Below are 14,631 nucleotides of genomic sequence, written 5' to 3'. Positions count from 1 at the left end.
AACCATGAGTTTGAACATTTATTACGATAAAGATTGTGACCTCTCCATTATCAGAGACATGAACGTCACAATCATCGGTTATGGCTCTCAAGGCCATGCCCATGCCTGCAACCTGAAAGACTCTGGTGTTGATGTCACCGTCGCATTGCGCGCAGGTTCTTCTTCTATTGCTAAAGCTGAAAGTGCTGGTCTAAAAGTCTCCGATAACGTCAGTGAGGCTGTAAAAGGTGCCGATTTGGTTATGGTACTGACACCAGATGAGTTCCAGTCTCAACTCTACAAATCAGAAATTGAGCCAAACCTGAAACAAGGTTCAGTTCTCGCTTTTGCCCACGGTTTTGCTATTGTTTACAACCAAATCTCACCACGTGAAGATTTGGATGTAGTGATGATTGCGCCAAAAGCACCTGGCCATACTGTACGCAGTGAATTTGTTAGAGGTGGTGGTATTCCTGACTTAATCGCGATTGAGCAGAATGCTTCAGGTAAAGCAAAAGACATCGCTTTGTCGTATGCATCAGCTATCGGTGGTGGCCGCACAGGTATCATTGAAACAACATTCCGTGACGAAACTGAAACCGATCTGTTTGGTGAGCAAGCGGTATTGTGTGGTGGTGCTGTGGAACTGGTTAAAGCCGGTTTTGAAACGTTGACAGAAGCCGGTTATGAGCCTGAAATGGCATACTTTGAATGTCTGCATGAACTCAAACTGATCGTTGATCTGATGTACGAAGGTGGTATTGCTAACATGAACTATTCCATCTCCAATAATGCAGAGTATGGTGAGTATGTGACGGGCCCTCGTGTTATCAATGAAGAAAGTCGTTGGGCAATGCGTGAAGCACTGAAAAATATTCAGGAAGGTAAATACGCCAAGCAATTTATTCAGGAAGGCCAGTCTGGTTACCCTGAAATGACAGCAATGCGTCGTCTGAATGCGGAGCATCCGATTGAACAAACCGGTGCCAAACTGCGTGAAATGATGCCTTGGATTCAGAAAATTGTTGATAAAAGCAAAAACTAATCAATAATTGACAGAGTCAGACGCGGGGACGGTTGTGAAAACAGCCGTCCCCGTTTTGTTTGGAGAGGTGTAATGTCATAATGAGACCTCTATAGTCAGGGAGTAATGTATGGTCAGCAGTGAAAAGCAGCAAAAGCGTGGTATTTATCTACTACCCAATCTGTTCACAACCGCCGGTTTGTTCGCAGGGTTCTACGCCATTATTGCGGCTATTCGTGGCGACTTTGAGTCTGCCGCTATCGCTATATTTGTTGCCATGATCATGGATGGACTAGATGGTCGTATTGCCCGTATGACCAATACCCAGAGTGCCTTCGGTGCTGAATATGACAGTCTGTCAGATATGGTAGCGTTTGGTCTGGCTCCTGCGCTGGTGATGTTCCAATGGGCATTATTCGATCTCGGAAAATTCGGATGGATGATTGCTTTTATATATGCTGCTTGCGGTGCTTTGCGCTTAGCACGCTTTAACACGCAGATTGGCACCGCCGATAAACGTTACTTTCAAGGTTTGCCAAGTCCGGCAGCAGCAGCCTCTATAGCGGGCTGGGTCTGGCTAGGTACTGACCTTGGCTTAGATCCGGCCATAATAACTAACATCGCCGTGCCACTGACTTTTTTCTGTGCCATCTTGATGGTCAGCTCGATGCGTTACTACAGCTTTAAAGATCTGGACTTTAGTAATCGTGTCCCATTTATTAAGTTATTGGCCTTGGTTTTAATATTTGCCCTCGTTGCAAATGATCCACCCTTAGTGTTATTTCTAGCTTTCCTTGTTTATGCCGTTTCGGGACCAGTATTTACTTTGATAAAGCTTCGTCAACGCCGCAGCGAAAGGGCTCAGAACAAATAATCCCTTGGCAATTTTGCTTTTTGAACCTACTATTTAGCATTATGAATACGGAAATGTCGTTGTTATTTTTACCCACAGCGTCTCAACCCAATACGGTTGTTGCTGACTATAGTCTGTTAAACCTGCTTCGATTGCCTCAGGGCGTCCAGACTTAACCTTAGTACTCGGTCTGAGAGTACTTGAATAAGATCAATAGTCTGCACAACGGAGCAGGAAAACATGACTGACCAATTAATCATTTTTGACACAACCTTACGTGACGGCGAACAAAGCCCTGGCGCCTCGATGACCAAGGATGAAAAAGTTCGCATTGCCAAAGCCCTTGAACGTATGCGCGTTGACGTTATCGAAGCGGGTTTTGCTATCGCCAGTCAAGGCGACTTTGAAGCTGTCCAGGCCGTCGCTAAAGCAGTAAAAGATAGCCGTATCTGTAGTTTGTCACGCGCACTGGATGCTGATATTGATCGTGCTGGTGAAGCACTTAAGTCTGCAAATGCTTCGCGCATTCATACTTTCATCGCAACTTCTCCCATTCATATGAAAATGAAGCTTCGTATGGAGCCGGATCAGGTGGTTGAGAATGCGGTTAAAGCGGTGAAGCGGGCACGGATGTATACCGATGACGTTGAGTTTTCACCTGAAGACGCCGGACGAAGTGATACCGATTTTTTATGTCGTATTCTGGAGGCGGTGATCGATGCCGGTGCTACAACGCTCAATATCCCTGATACGGTCGGTTATAACCTGCCGCATCAGTTTGGTTCGCTAATCGCTACATTGCGTGAGCGTATCCCTAATGCTGATAAAGCCGTTTTTTCTGTCCATTGTCATAATGATTTAGGACTTGCCGTTGCTAACTCTCTATCTGCTGTGATGAATGGTGCTCGACAAGTGGAGTGCACGATTAATGGGCTCGGAGAACGTGCGGGTAATGCCGCGCTGGAAGAAATCGTTATGGCAGTCAGAACGCGTCAGGATATGTTGCCTTGCGATACCAATATCGATACACAACACATCCTGGCTGCATCGCGCCTGGTTTCTGGTGTAACGGGGTTTGTTGTACAACCGAATAAAGCAATTGTAGGCGCGAATGCATTCGCGCATGAGTCCGGCATACATCAGGATGGTGTACTTAAAAACCGTGAAACCTATGAGATCATGCGTGCGGAAGACGTGGGTTGGAACACCAACCGTATGGTATTGGGTAAACATTCCGGCCGTAATGCATTCCGTAGTCGTCTACAGGAACTGGGGATTGAACTGGAGTCAGAGGTTGAACTCAATGCTGCTTTTACACGCTTTAAAGAATTAGCTGACAAGAAACATGAAATTTTTGACGAAGATATTCAGGCTTTGGTCAGTGATGTTGTTGCGACCACAGACGAACGGATCAGCTTGTTATCAATGAAAGTATGCAGTGAAACAGGTGAAACCCCGGTGGCGAAAGTCATGCTGTCTGTTGACGATGAAGAGATTGAAGTTCAGATGACCGGGAGTGGACCGGTTGATGCCGCCTATCGTGCAATTGAGTCAATCGTGCAAAGTCATACAGAATTGCAATTATATTCTGTCAGCAATATCACAACCGGTACTGATTCCCAGGGTGAAGTGAATGTTCGTCTCGAAAAGGGGGGGCGCATAGTCAGCGGGCAGGGGGCTGATACGGATATTGTGATTGCATCAGCTAAAGCCTATATTCATGCTCTGAATAAAATTCTTGCACATGTTGATCGGGCGCATCCTCAAGTCTGATGCCTTTATCTGAATATCAACATCGCACGCTATCTGAACTTGGTATCCCTGTCTGGCAGCTACGAACACGGAGTGTAAAAGAGCCGACGCCTCAGACGGATGAGCAGCAGGCCACTGGAACTCAAAACGTTGACCTCAGTCATCCTGTCTGGATTGTGATGGTATCAACTCGGCTGGATAACGAGGAGCAACGCTTGTTACAGTCGATGCTGAAAGCTATCAATCTCAGCACGCAGTCAGTGACGATGCTTGATCATCAACAGATAGATAAAATTGCTGATGCCGCGAAAGAGGACAAAGCTGTTCTTATGCTGGGACATATTGATGGCATCAATGCGCCAACAGCATTCGATGTTTCGCAACCCACCCTAATTACAGATACAGCAAATAGTCATTGGATTGCGACCTACAGTTTGAGCGACATGTTACAAGACAGCCGTAAGAAAGCCACTGTCTGGCAAGCACTAAAGTTACTTAAAACCTTATATAACTAGAGAATGTTGAAATGATATTGCCCAGGGTAATGTTAGAGGAAGACTTGGCCGAGGTTCATGCCGTTGAAAAGTCTGCTAATCGTTTTCCCTGGAGTATCAAGAACTTTTCGGACAGTATTGATGCCGGACATTATGCATGGGTTTATTGTGATCCCTACGATGTCATCATTGGTTTTGCTATTGTGCAGTTGGTCATGGATGAGGCACATTTGCTGAACATCTGCGTCAGGCCGGATCTGCAAGGGCAGGGTTTTGGGCGTAGAATACTGGAACATATCATTGACCATGCCAAGAGTCGTTCAGCAGCATTATTGATTCTTGAGGTACGACGCTCCAACCAAAGAGCACAAAACCTATATCAACAGTTTGGTTTCAATGAGATGACAATAAGACGTGGTTACTATCCGGCAGAACAGGGTAGAGAAGACGCTATATTGATGGGACTCGATATATCAATGTTAACGGTTTTTGGCGGTTTGTGATTAAAACTGTCACCTTTGGGGTACTTGCTATAGAGTGAGTGCTCTTTTAGACTATTGATATAACTTACTCGGTTATTTTTTTCACTTTTAGGAGATTGAATATGGCTTTTGAATTGCCACCACTACCGTATGCACAAAATGCGCTGGAACCTACTATTTCAGCAGAAACGCTTGAGTATCACTATGGCAAACATCACCAAACCTATGTCAATAACCTGAACAATCTGGTTCCAGGCACAGAGTTTGAAGGCAAATCTCTGGAAGACATTATCACTTCTGCAAGCGGTGGTATTTTTAACAATGCGGCTCAGGTGTGGAATCACACTTTTTACTGGAACTGCATGACTCCTGATGCTAAAGGTGCACCAGTAGGTGATTTGGCTGCAGCTATAGACAGCACTTTCGGTTCATTCGATACATTCAAAGAAGAGTTCAGCAAATCTGCTGCAACTAACTTTGGCTCGGGCTGGACCTGGTTGGTAAAAAATGCCGATGGCAGTATTGCTATCGCCAATACCAGTAATGCAGGTTGCCCATTAACAGATGGTCAAACACCATTGTTGACAGTTGATGTTTGGGAACATGCCTATTACATCGACTACCGCAACGCGCGCCCTAAATATCTTGAAGCCTTCTGGGGCTTGGTTAACTGGGACTTTGTTGCAACAAACTACGCAGCATAAACAAAGCGGACAGGGATTTTTTGCTTATCCCTTAATAACGTTATAAAATACCGCTCTTTTGAGAAATGGCAGTTTCATAAGAAACTGCCATTTTTCGTTTGTCAGGCCTGAAAAAAGGCTTAGTAGTTTGCTATCACGGCAAGGAGTTTAGCCATGACAGAGTCAGTCATGCCCACCTATGGTCGTCTTGATGTTGCTTTTGCAAAAGGTCAGGGTGCCTGGTTAACAGACACAAATGGAAATCAGTACCTTGATGCGCTGAGTGGTATTGCTGTCTGTAATTTGGGGCATTGTCATCCTGCTGTTACAAAAGCCGTTCAGAAGCAGGCTGAAACCTTGATTCATACATCTAATTTTTACCATATCCCTTTGCAGACACAACTGGCTGACAAGCTGACTGCTTTGTCAGGTATGGAACAAGCTTTCTTTTGCAACTCTGGGGCTGAAGCCAATGAGGCAGCAATAAAAATTGCCCGTAAATATGGCCACGGCATGGGTATTGATAAGCCCGTTATCATCGTCATGGATGGCAGCTTCCATGGACGAACTATGGCAACATTGACTGCAACGGGTAATGCCAAGGTACAGGTAGGTTTTGATCCGCTGTTACCTGGTTTTGTTCGTGTTCCCTACAATGACCTAGATGCACTGCGCATGGCAATTGGTCACTGGCCGGAAGCCGTGGCTGTTTTGCTTGAACCTGTTCAGGGTGAGGGCGGGATAAAAATCCCAGATTCAGAATTTTTGGCGGGTGTGCGTTCTATTTGTACTCATCGTAAATTGCTTATGATGCTGGATGAAGTGCAAACGGGTGTTGGCCGAACAGGTGAGTGGTTTGCGTTTCAGCATAACGAAGCCGTTCTCCCTGATGTGATGACATTAGCAAAGGGTTTGGGGAATGGTGTACCTATCGGTGCCTGTTTAGTTGCAGGCTCTGGCGTTGGCGTACTGGAAGCCGGAAATCATGGTTCCACCTTCGGTGGTAATCCGCTTGCCTGTAGTGCTGCATTAGCTGTTCTGGAAACGATTGAAAAAGAGGAGTTGTGCCAGCACGTTCAGACCTTGAGTGAACACATGCTCAATCGTTTTCAAGCTAAATTAGGTGATCACGCTGGCGTTAAAGACATCCGTGCGCTGGGCTTTATGATGGGGATTGAATTATCGATACCTTGCGCTGATCTAGTCAAACAAGCGCTGGCTGACGGTTTATTGATAAATGTGACTGCCGAGTCAGTTATTCGTTTAGTGCCACCGATGATTATCACTGCTAAAGAAGCTGACATTATCGTTGATAAAGTAAGTAAGCTGGTTTTGACATTTTTGTCATCTCACGCTGTTGAGAGCGTTGCGTAAAATGAGACATTTTCTGACCCTGAAAGACCTCAGTGCTGATGAATTGAAACAGCTGATCCAACGTGCGAGCGAGTTAAAAGCGTTGCACAAGCGTGGCGAGGTTTATCAGCCATTGAAGAATCGGGTTTTGGCGATGATTTTCGAAAAATCTTCAACCCGTACCCGTGTCTCGTTTGAGTCGGCTATGATTCAATTCGGCGGTGGTTCTATATTCCTATCACCTGATGATACGCAATTGGGCCGCGGTGAGCCGGTTGAGGACTCTGCTCGTGTTATTTCCAGTATGGTTGATGCTGTGATGATTCGTACTTTTGAACACAGCAAAGTGGAAACCTTTGCTCAGTATTCTTCAGTACCTGTTATTAACGCGCTAACCGATGATTTTCATCCCTGTCAGTTATTGGCTGATATGCAGACCTATCAGGAACATCGAGGTTCAATTGCTGGCAAACGTGTGGTTTGGATTGGTGATGGTAACAATATGTGCCATTCGTATATCAATGCTGCGCAACAGTTCGGCTTTGACTTACACATCGCTACGCCGGAAGGTTATGAGCCCAACCGGGCGATTATTGACGCCGCTGATGCTACCGTTAAGCTATTTAATGACCCACACGCAGCTACAGAAGGTGCTGATCTTGTGGTGACTGATGTATGGGCCAGTATGGGCCAGGAAGAAGAGCAACGTAAACGTGAAGCGGCATTTGCCATGTTCCAGGTCGATAAAAGTGTTATGGATGTGGCTGCAAAAGATGCCTTATTCATGCACTGCTTACCGGCTCACCGGGGTGAAGAAGTGACCGCCGAAGTGATTGACGGTCAACAGAGTGTTGTTTGGGATGAGGCTGAGAATCGCCTGCATGCGCAAAAAGCATTATTGGAATTTCTCTGCGCTTGAAGCATTAATTTTCGATCTGCCGTTCAAGCTCCTGTAAACGTTCAACAGTTCCGATATCCGACCACTGCCCCTGATACACTTCACCACTCAGCTTGTTCTCTTTAATCGCTTTATTAAACAAAGGCTTTAACGGTCTTTTTGAATTATCCAGACTTTCAAACAGCTCTTTTCGATAGATACCAATACCACTAAAGGTGAATTTAGGATTACCTTCAAGCTGAATGTGGCCAGCTAAATCCAAAGCAAAGTCTCCCTCTGAATTATGCATCGGGTTAGCTACCAAGAATAAATGGGCTAGATTATCTCCAGCTAATCTGGAATTTGGCAGAATAGAAAAATCAAAGTCAGTCCAGATATCGCCATTTACTACAACAAAGGGTTCATCACCGAGTAAGGGCAGTGCATTGATAATGCCGCCCGCTGTTTCAAGACCGCCGTCCAGTTCGGGTGAATATTGAATATGAGCGCCATATTGGCTGCCATCACCAATTATTTCTGGAAATTGTTCGCCCAGATGAGCGTAATTAATGACAATCTCAGTCAGTCCGGCTTTTACAAGACCTTCAATTAGATACTCAATAAGCCTTTTTTTACCAGCGTAAATAAGCGGTTTGGGGGTAGTATCCGTTAATGGCCGTAAGCGTTCCCCACGTCCTGCCGCAAGAATCATTGCTTTCATTTAATTGCCATAATGTCTGATGTTTTGGTGAGATACGCATGTAGTGCATTCAATTCGGGATAACGTTCCGTCACTTGCAGCACATAACGTAATGTCAGAGGCAGATCCTTTAAATATCGTGGCTTATTATCACGATAAGCGAGTCTGCAGAAGATACCCAGTATTTTGAGATGGCGTTGCAATCCCATCAGATCAAACCAGCGTGTAAAAGTTTCTTTTTCGCAATCGAGTAGGTTGTTTTGTTGTGCCTTCGCAAAATAATTCTCGAGCCAGCTATCCACCTTATCCTCTGGCCATTCGATATAAACATCACGAAGTAATGAAACCAAATCATAACTTGCGGGCCCGATGACGGCATCCTGAAAATCAATCACACCCACATTCTGCTCATCAACAAGCATCAAATTTCGACTGTGATAATCACGATGAACAAAAAATTGATTTTGTGTTTGTGCATTATCAATCAGTAGTTTGAATATGTTGTCGAGACAAGCAGGTGGCTCTAAATTTAAGTGACGCTTTAAGAACCACTCAGGAAATAAGTTCATTTCGGTGTTCAGTAAGTCAGCGTTGTAGAGAGGTAGATCGATCGCAGTCGTCGGAGCTAACTGCATCTTGATAATTTCATCTATTGCATTTGCGTAGAGTAAATCTGCCGATTCAGGATTGAGAACAGATAAAAACGAGGTATCGCCCAGATCGCTTAAAAGCAAAAATCCGTGTTGTAAGCTTTTTGCATAAATTTTGGGAACATGGATACCGAATTGAGCCAAAAATTCAGCGACTTTTACAAATGGCTCAATATCTTCATGCTCGGGTGGCGCATCCATCACGATCCAACTGGACTGTTTCTGGTTAACCCGGAAATAGCGTCTGAAACTGGCATCTGCTGAAGCCGTCGATAAATCGAAATCTGAATAGGGCAGCACAGCCATCAGCCATTCTTGAATGTCATGAACACGTTTGTCTTGGTTAGCTATATTCATTCTGTTTCTTGAAAAATTGTTTATCTATTTGTATTTTATGGGTAATTATTGCTTATATCTACATGAAAGATCTTCTGTTGCTCATCGTCACTGCTAAAAAAGTCGGGTTCAGGTATTATCGGGAATTAATCCTTCTAATGCCTGTCCATTAAGACGGATAATGTATCACTTAACCATAAGCAACAACGGAGTCGCAATGAACAAGTTTCTTTTTTCAGCTGCCTTGCTGGCATTCTCATCGATGGTCACAGCAGAAGAGTATGTCACGCCGGCCGATCTAACTGCAGAACAATCTGATGAGATGTATAACATCATTACTGAATATAATGGCTGCATGATGCATGGCCGACTACAACCACAAAAAGGTGCTACATCTGGTCAGGATATGGCTAGCCAACTTATGCAGTCTTGCGAAACACATCTCGACGCACTCAAACTGCATTTAACCGAGAATAATGTTGAACCCAGTCTGGTAGAAGGCATGGCCAAAAAAATGCGTTCAAGAGCTGCACGCAAAATGATGACTCAGACCATGAATAACCTAGCTGCGCAGGCACAAGCTATGGGGAACGCTGAAAAACAGCAAAATCAAGAACAGGCAGCAGAGTAGGGCTTACGGATGACTTGGTTGTAAGACATCGATTTTTTCATGACGAAGTAATTCAATTAAACGAATTAAAGGCAACCCTATCAAGCTATTGGGATCATCTCCCATCAGTTTCGAGAACAGGCTTATACCAAAACCTTCGGACTTGAAACTGCCAGCACACTGATAGGGTTGTTCTTTTTTGAGATAAAACGCTATTTGCTCGTCTGTTAGTTGACGGAAATGCACACTGAAAGGCTCGACCAGTGACTGCATATTCTGGGTCTGAGCATTATACAGGGCTAATCCGGTTAAAAATTTTACTTCCCTGCCTGATGCTTGCTTTAATTGTTTTACCGCATTCTGGTGGTTGCCTGGCTTGCCTAAAATGGCCTCATCAATAACAGCGACTTGATCGGAACCGATAATAAGTGCGTCCGGGTGGGTTTTGGCTATCTCTATAGCCTTTTGCTCTGCCAGACGTTTCACCAGCATCGCAGGTTTTTCACCTGCTTGTGGTGTTTCATCAATTTCAGGCGATGCCTGAATGAATGACATATTAAGCTTACTTAGAAGTTCAGCCCGGAACGGCGAGCTTGAACCAAGAATCAATTGTTGCATTGAAAAACCTTAGTTTTAGGTGATAACGGTTGGTGCTTTTCGACCCGTAATGACGACAATCTTTGCCAGAGAATCAGCCAATTCGATTAAATCAGCTAATGCATGTTGCGTATCTTCCAGTAATTTATTCGGATCATCCTGATAAGACTCAATGTAGAGACGTAACGTCGCACCTTCTGTGCCTGTACCGGAAAGACGGAAGATTATACGATCACCACCGATAAAACCAATGCGAATGCCTTGTTTCGAGGCAATGCTATGATCGACCGGGTCGTGATAGCTAAAGTTATCTGCATAACTGACTTTACGTCCATCAAATTCTTTACCAGCCAGGTTAGGTAACTGATTTTCCAGCTGTTGCATAAGCTCTGTGGCTTGCTCAAGGGGAATCGCTTCATAGTCATGACGTGTGTAATAGTTACGTCCAAACTCCTGCCAATGTTGATAAACAATACTGGCAACAGATTGTTTTTTCACTGCAAGGATATTCAACCAGAATAAGACAGCCCATAAACCGTCTTTTTCACGGATATGGTTGGAGCCTGTGCCAAAGCTTTCTTCACCGCATAAGGTGGCGCGATCGGCATCAAGCAAATTACCAAAGAACTTCCAACCGGTTGGTGTTTCATGTGCTTCGATGCCGAGTTTGTCAGCAACACGATCGGCAGCCTGACTGGTCGGCATTGAACGGGCAATACCTGTCAGACCGGTACGGTAAGCTGGTACCAAACCGGCATTTGCTGCCAGCACCGCTAAGCTATCTGAAGGAGTGACAAAGAAGTTATCGCCCAGAATCATATTGCGATCACCGTCACCATCCGATGCAGCACCGAAGTCAGGTGCATTATCTGAAAACATTTCAGCAACCAGTTCTTCCGCATAGGTAAGGTTGGGATCTGGATGCCCTTTTCCAAAATCAGGAAGTGGTACGCCGTTGATTACGGTGTCGTCAGCTGCGCCTAGTCTGTTTTCCAGGATTTCTTTGGCGTAAGGTCCAGTTACCGCATGCATGGCATCAAAACGCATCGAAAAGTCAGCTTTGGCCAGCAGTTCACGAATTTGCTGAAAATCAAATAATGTTTCCATTAGATCAGCGTAATCAGTAACGGAATCGATAATTTCGACAGTCATTCCGGACAGTTTTTGAATACCAATTTTATCTAGAGCAATATCTGTATCGTTACTAATATGATACGTATCAATTATCAGGCTATTATCAAAAATTGCTTGAGTAATTGATTCCGGTGCCGGGCCACCATTGGCAGTGTTGAATTTGATACCAAAATCACCATCCTCGCCGGCTGGGTTATGGCTAGCTGAGAGGATAATGCCGCCGAAAGCGTGATATTTACGAATCACGCAAGACGCTGCGGGCGTGGAAAGTATCCCATTCTGACCTACCCAAACGTGCTCAAATCCGTTTGCAGCGGCCATTTTTAAAATAATTTGGACCGCTGTTTTATTATAAAAGCGGCCGTCACCACCGACGACTAATGTTTTGCCAGCACAATCACCAATGGCATCAAAAGTAGACTGAACAAAGTTTTCGAGATAATTGGCCTGCTGAAATGTGCGAACTTTCTTACGTAAACCAGAGGTGCCTGGTTTTTGATCTTTAAACGGTGTGGTGCTAACCGAGATATGGGCCATATAACAATCCTGATTTAAACGTGGGCATAATACGGGCTTTATTGCTAGACTCGCCGCAATTAATGCAACCAACTATACTGACTCCATGAATAACGCTCAACAGATTGATAAAGGCCGCTTGATGCGTATGGCTACATACGCATCTGTGATGACAGCTGTCACTCTCATTGTGGCTAAACTGATTGCATGGTTTATCAGTGATTCAGTCAGTATTCTGGCTACACTGGTTGATTCAAGTCTGGACGTACTCGCATCAATGGTGAATCTCGTTGCTGTCAATCATGCCCTGCAACCCGCGGATAGAGAACATCGGTTTGGTCATGGCAAGGCTGAACCGTTAGCAGGGTTAGGGCAGTCGATGTTTATCGCCGGTTCAGCGGGGATATTATTACTTCAAGCCATCAGTCGTCTGATAAGACCTCAAGAGCTCACTGCAGGAGTCGGTCTGGGTATAGGAGTGATGATTTTTTCAATTGTTGCGACGCTCGTGTTACTCAGTTTTCAGCGTTATGTGATTCGACACACCGGTTCGACTGCAATAAAAGCAGATGCTTTGCATTACAAAACTGATCTGTTAGTTAATGGAAGCGTTATCGTTGCATTGGTTCTGGCTGTGTATGGACTGTCTGTCTTTGATCCGATTTTTGCTATAGCTATTGCTTTATTCATACTTTACAGTGCTTGGTCGATTGTTAGAGAGGCGATAGATTTATTGATGGATCATGAACTACCAGACGAGGAACGTCAGAAAATCAGAGCCACAGTACTGAATCACCCGAATGCCAGAGGCCTGCATGATTTACGAACCCGCCGGTCAGGAACAACTGTATTTGTTCAGTTGCATCTGGAGTTAGATGAAACACTCTCATTAAAAGAAGCACATGCGATTGCAGATGAGTTGGAAAATGCAGTGAAAGACCTGTTCGATGAAGCAGAAGTCATCATCCACGAAGATCCCATTACTCATCTACCACCCAACCCGCAATCTATTAAGTAATTCACATAACTAATAAGGATTTCATATAATTTTGTCTTTGAATGATTGGATGGATGGGGTAAATACTATTTTTAACGTGGATTCATCGTGGCACTTAGTTGGCGTTACCATGCTGGTAATGGTGCTGTTTGTAGTTTTTGTCATTAGCCGTCGTAAGAAAAAAACACGCAAAATACGACTACTTGATAAAGCGCTGGAACAATTGAAGTTGGACCAGGTGGACTCTGTCGTTATTCCAGATGGAATCGGTGGCATACTTGAAATAGAAAGACTGATTTTAATGGACCAAGGATTACTTATTCTGGAAACATATCCGATTACAGGGCATTTGTTTGGTGCAGAGCGCATTGACCAGTGGACACAGATTGTTAATGGACGTAGTTACAAGTTTCCTAATCCTTTACGTCATATTCATAACTCAAAACATGCACTGCAGACGCTGGCGCCAAAAGTGCCGATTCATTGTTTAGTTGTCTTTACCGGACAAGGAGACTTTCCCAAGGGCAAGCCTAACGGGGTATCGGTTGTTTCTTCTCTGGATGATGACTTGCAAGCGATTATGGAGGCAGCCAAGATGCCTGAATTGAGTAAAAAAGCCTGGCAACGTATTTTACGGATTGCGCGGAAAAATGGTTCCAATCTAATGAAAGAAGCGATATGACAAAGGATACCAAACGCTTGGTTGTGGCGATTTCTTCCAGAGCATTATTTGATCTGGATGAAAGTCATAAAATTTATGAAGAGCAGGGCACAGAAGCCTATTGTAACTATCAGATCGAGAATGAGGACGTACCACTTGAACCGGGTGGTGCATTCAATCTGGTTCGCAAACTTTTGGCGTTGAATGATAATAATCCCAACACGCCGAGAGTGGAAATTATTCTGCTATCCCGCAATAGCGCCGATACGGGGCTACGTGTTTTTAACTCCATACAACACCATAAACTAAGTATCACCCGAGCCGTGTTTACCTCGGGCAGTAGTCCTTATCGTTACGTTGCGCCTTTCAGTGCCAGTTTGTTTCTCTCAACCAGCCCCGAAGATGTCGGGATGGCACTCGACGCAGGCATAGCCGCCGCAACAATATTGCCTTCCAATGTCGGTAACAATAATGAGTCGGAAGAGCTTCGCATTGCTTTTGATGGTGATGCCGTTTTATTTTCGGATGAATCAGAACGTATTTTTAAAGAGCGCGGTTTAAAGGCCTTCACCGAGAATGAGCAGCAAACAGCCAAAGATCCCCTGCCAGGGGGACCCTTTAAAGATTTCTTGCTGGCTTTAAATCAAATCCAGACAGAATACGACGAAGATGCTTCGCCCATTAGAACAGCTCTGGTTACAGCACGCTCAGCACCAGCTCATGAACGCGTCATACGCACACTGCGTGCCTGGGGTATACGTATCGATGAAGCTATATTTCTGGGCGGCATGGAAAAAGGGCCATTTTTGAAATCCTTTGGTGCGGATATCTTTTTTGATGATCAAGAACAACATTGCATGTCTGCACTGGCGCATGTGGCTACTGGGCATGTGCCTCATGGCATAGCAAATGAAATGAAGAAGAAGGACTGAG

16 protein-coding genes are annotated in these 14,631 nt (G+C 44.7%); 12 read left to right on the top strand and 4 right to left on the bottom strand.

What is annotated here, in order from left to right; translation table 11 throughout:
• Positions 1–10: 10 nt before the first annotated feature.
• The 8 genes from ilvC to argF all read left to right on the top strand — a co-directional run bounded on the left by ilvC (position 11) and on the right by argF (position 7,539).
• Positions 11–1,024 carry a ketol-acid reductoisomerase gene (gene ilvC, locus ACTF5U_RS01600; protein ID WP_438969895.1) on the top strand — a complete coding sequence of 338 codons (1,014 nt, stop codon included), beginning with the start codon at positions 11–13 and terminating at the stop codon, positions 1,022–1,024.
• 109 nt (positions 1,025–1,133) lie between these two features.
• Positions 1,134–1,877, top strand: coding sequence for a CDP-diacylglycerol--serine O-phosphatidyltransferase (gene pssA, locus ACTF5U_RS01595; RefSeq protein ID WP_438969880.1), 744 nt, complete (start codon positions 1,134–1,136; stop codon positions 1,875–1,877).
• 219 nt (positions 1,878–2,096) lie between these two features.
• Entirely contained in the window at positions 2,097–3,629 is a 1,533-nt protein-coding gene (locus ACTF5U_RS01590; protein WP_438969879.1) for a 2-isopropylmalate synthase, read from the top strand.
• Entirely contained in the window at positions 3,629–4,123 is a 495-nt protein-coding gene (locus ACTF5U_RS01585) for a DNA polymerase III subunit psi (protein ID WP_438969878.1), read from the top strand. The genes ACTF5U_RS01590 and ACTF5U_RS01585 overlap by 1 nt, the downstream gene beginning before the upstream one ends.
• Before the next feature lie 29 nt (positions 4,124–4,152).
• Positions 4,153–4,605 (top strand): ribosomal protein S18-alanine N-acetyltransferase, encoded by a 453-nt coding sequence (gene rimI / locus ACTF5U_RS01580; RefSeq protein WP_438969877.1) that lies wholly within the window; start codon positions 4,153–4,155, stop codon positions 4,603–4,605.
• 101 nt (positions 4,606–4,706) lie between these two features.
• Positions 4,707–5,288 carry a superoxide dismutase [Fe] gene (sodB, locus tag ACTF5U_RS01575; RefSeq protein WP_438969876.1) on the top strand — a complete coding sequence of 194 codons (582 nt, stop codon included), beginning with the start codon at positions 4,707–4,709 and terminating at the stop codon, positions 5,286–5,288.
• A gap of 153 nt (positions 5,289–5,441) precedes the next feature.
• Positions 5,442–6,641: an aspartate aminotransferase family protein gene (locus tag ACTF5U_RS01570; RefSeq protein WP_438969875.1), complete on the top strand. Its 1,200-nt coding sequence runs from the start codon at positions 5,442–5,444 to the stop codon at positions 6,639–6,641.
• 1 nt (position 6,642) lies between these two features.
• On the top strand, positions 6,643–7,539 hold the full coding sequence (gene argF, locus ACTF5U_RS01565) for an ornithine carbamoyltransferase (protein ID WP_438969874.1): 897 nt from the start codon (positions 6,643–6,645) through the stop codon (positions 7,537–7,539).
• Between the two features lie 4 nt (positions 7,540–7,543).
• Here the strand turns inward: argF and murU are convergent, their stop codons facing one another.
• Positions 7,544–8,218, bottom strand: a complete 675-nt coding sequence (murU, locus tag ACTF5U_RS01560) for an N-acetylmuramate alpha-1-phosphate uridylyltransferase MurU (RefSeq protein WP_438969873.1) — start codon at positions 8,216–8,218, stop codon at positions 7,544–7,546.
• A complete protein-coding gene (locus tag ACTF5U_RS01555) occupies positions 8,215–9,204 on the bottom strand; it encodes an aminoglycoside phosphotransferase family protein (RefSeq protein WP_438969872.1) in 990 nt (329 codons plus the stop codon). Before ACTF5U_RS01555 ends, murU begins: the two co-directional genes overlap by 4 nt.
• Positions 9,205–9,400: 196 nt before the next feature.
• Between ACTF5U_RS01555 and ACTF5U_RS01550 the strand changes: the two genes are divergently transcribed.
• A complete protein-coding gene (locus ACTF5U_RS01550) occupies positions 9,401–9,814 on the top strand; it encodes a hypothetical protein (RefSeq protein ID WP_438969871.1) in 414 nt (137 codons plus the stop codon).
• Positions 9,815–9,817: 3 nt separating this feature from the next.
• Here the strand turns inward: ACTF5U_RS01550 and ACTF5U_RS01545 are convergent, their stop codons facing one another.
• The gene (locus tag ACTF5U_RS01545; RefSeq protein WP_438969870.1) at positions 9,818–10,411 is read right to left on the bottom strand and encodes a Maf family protein; all 594 of its coding nucleotides are present in this window, start codon (positions 10,409–10,411) and stop codon (positions 9,818–9,820) included.
• A 15-nt stretch (positions 10,412–10,426) separates the two neighbouring features.
• Positions 10,427–12,061 carry an alpha-D-glucose phosphate-specific phosphoglucomutase gene (locus ACTF5U_RS01540; protein WP_438969869.1) on the bottom strand — a complete coding sequence of 545 codons (1,635 nt, stop codon included), beginning with the start codon at positions 12,059–12,061 and terminating at the stop codon, positions 10,427–10,429.
• 85 nt (positions 12,062–12,146) lie between these two features.
• On the opposite strand from ACTF5U_RS01540, the gene ACTF5U_RS01535 reads away from it, so the two are divergent.
• Genes ACTF5U_RS01535 through ACTF5U_RS01525 form a run of 3 tightly spaced genes read left to right on the top strand, consistent with a single transcriptional unit; the run spans position 12,147 to position 14,630 of the window.
• Complete coding sequence (locus tag ACTF5U_RS01535) at positions 12,147–13,058, top strand: cation diffusion facilitator family transporter (RefSeq protein WP_438969868.1); 912 nt, start codon at positions 12,147–12,149, stop codon at positions 13,056–13,058.
• A 31-nt stretch (positions 13,059–13,089) separates the two neighbouring features.
• A complete protein-coding gene (locus ACTF5U_RS01530; RefSeq protein ID WP_438969867.1) occupies positions 13,090–13,719 on the top strand; it encodes a nuclease-related domain-containing protein in 630 nt (209 codons plus the stop codon).
• Positions 13,716–14,630, top strand: a complete 915-nt coding sequence (locus tag ACTF5U_RS01525; RefSeq protein WP_438969866.1) for a 5'-nucleotidase — start codon at positions 13,716–13,718, stop codon at positions 14,628–14,630. Before ACTF5U_RS01530 ends, ACTF5U_RS01525 begins: the two co-directional genes overlap by 4 nt.
• The last annotated feature ends 1 nt before the right edge of the window (position 14,631 follow it).

It is taken from the genome of Methylophaga sp. (assembly GCF_965655755.1).
Taxonomy (GTDB): Bacteria; Pseudomonadota; Gammaproteobacteria; order Nitrosococcales; family Methylophagaceae; genus Methylophaga.
The sequence above is the reverse complement of the archived record's forward strand: the minus strand, read 5'-3'. Positions and strand labels throughout refer to the sequence as shown.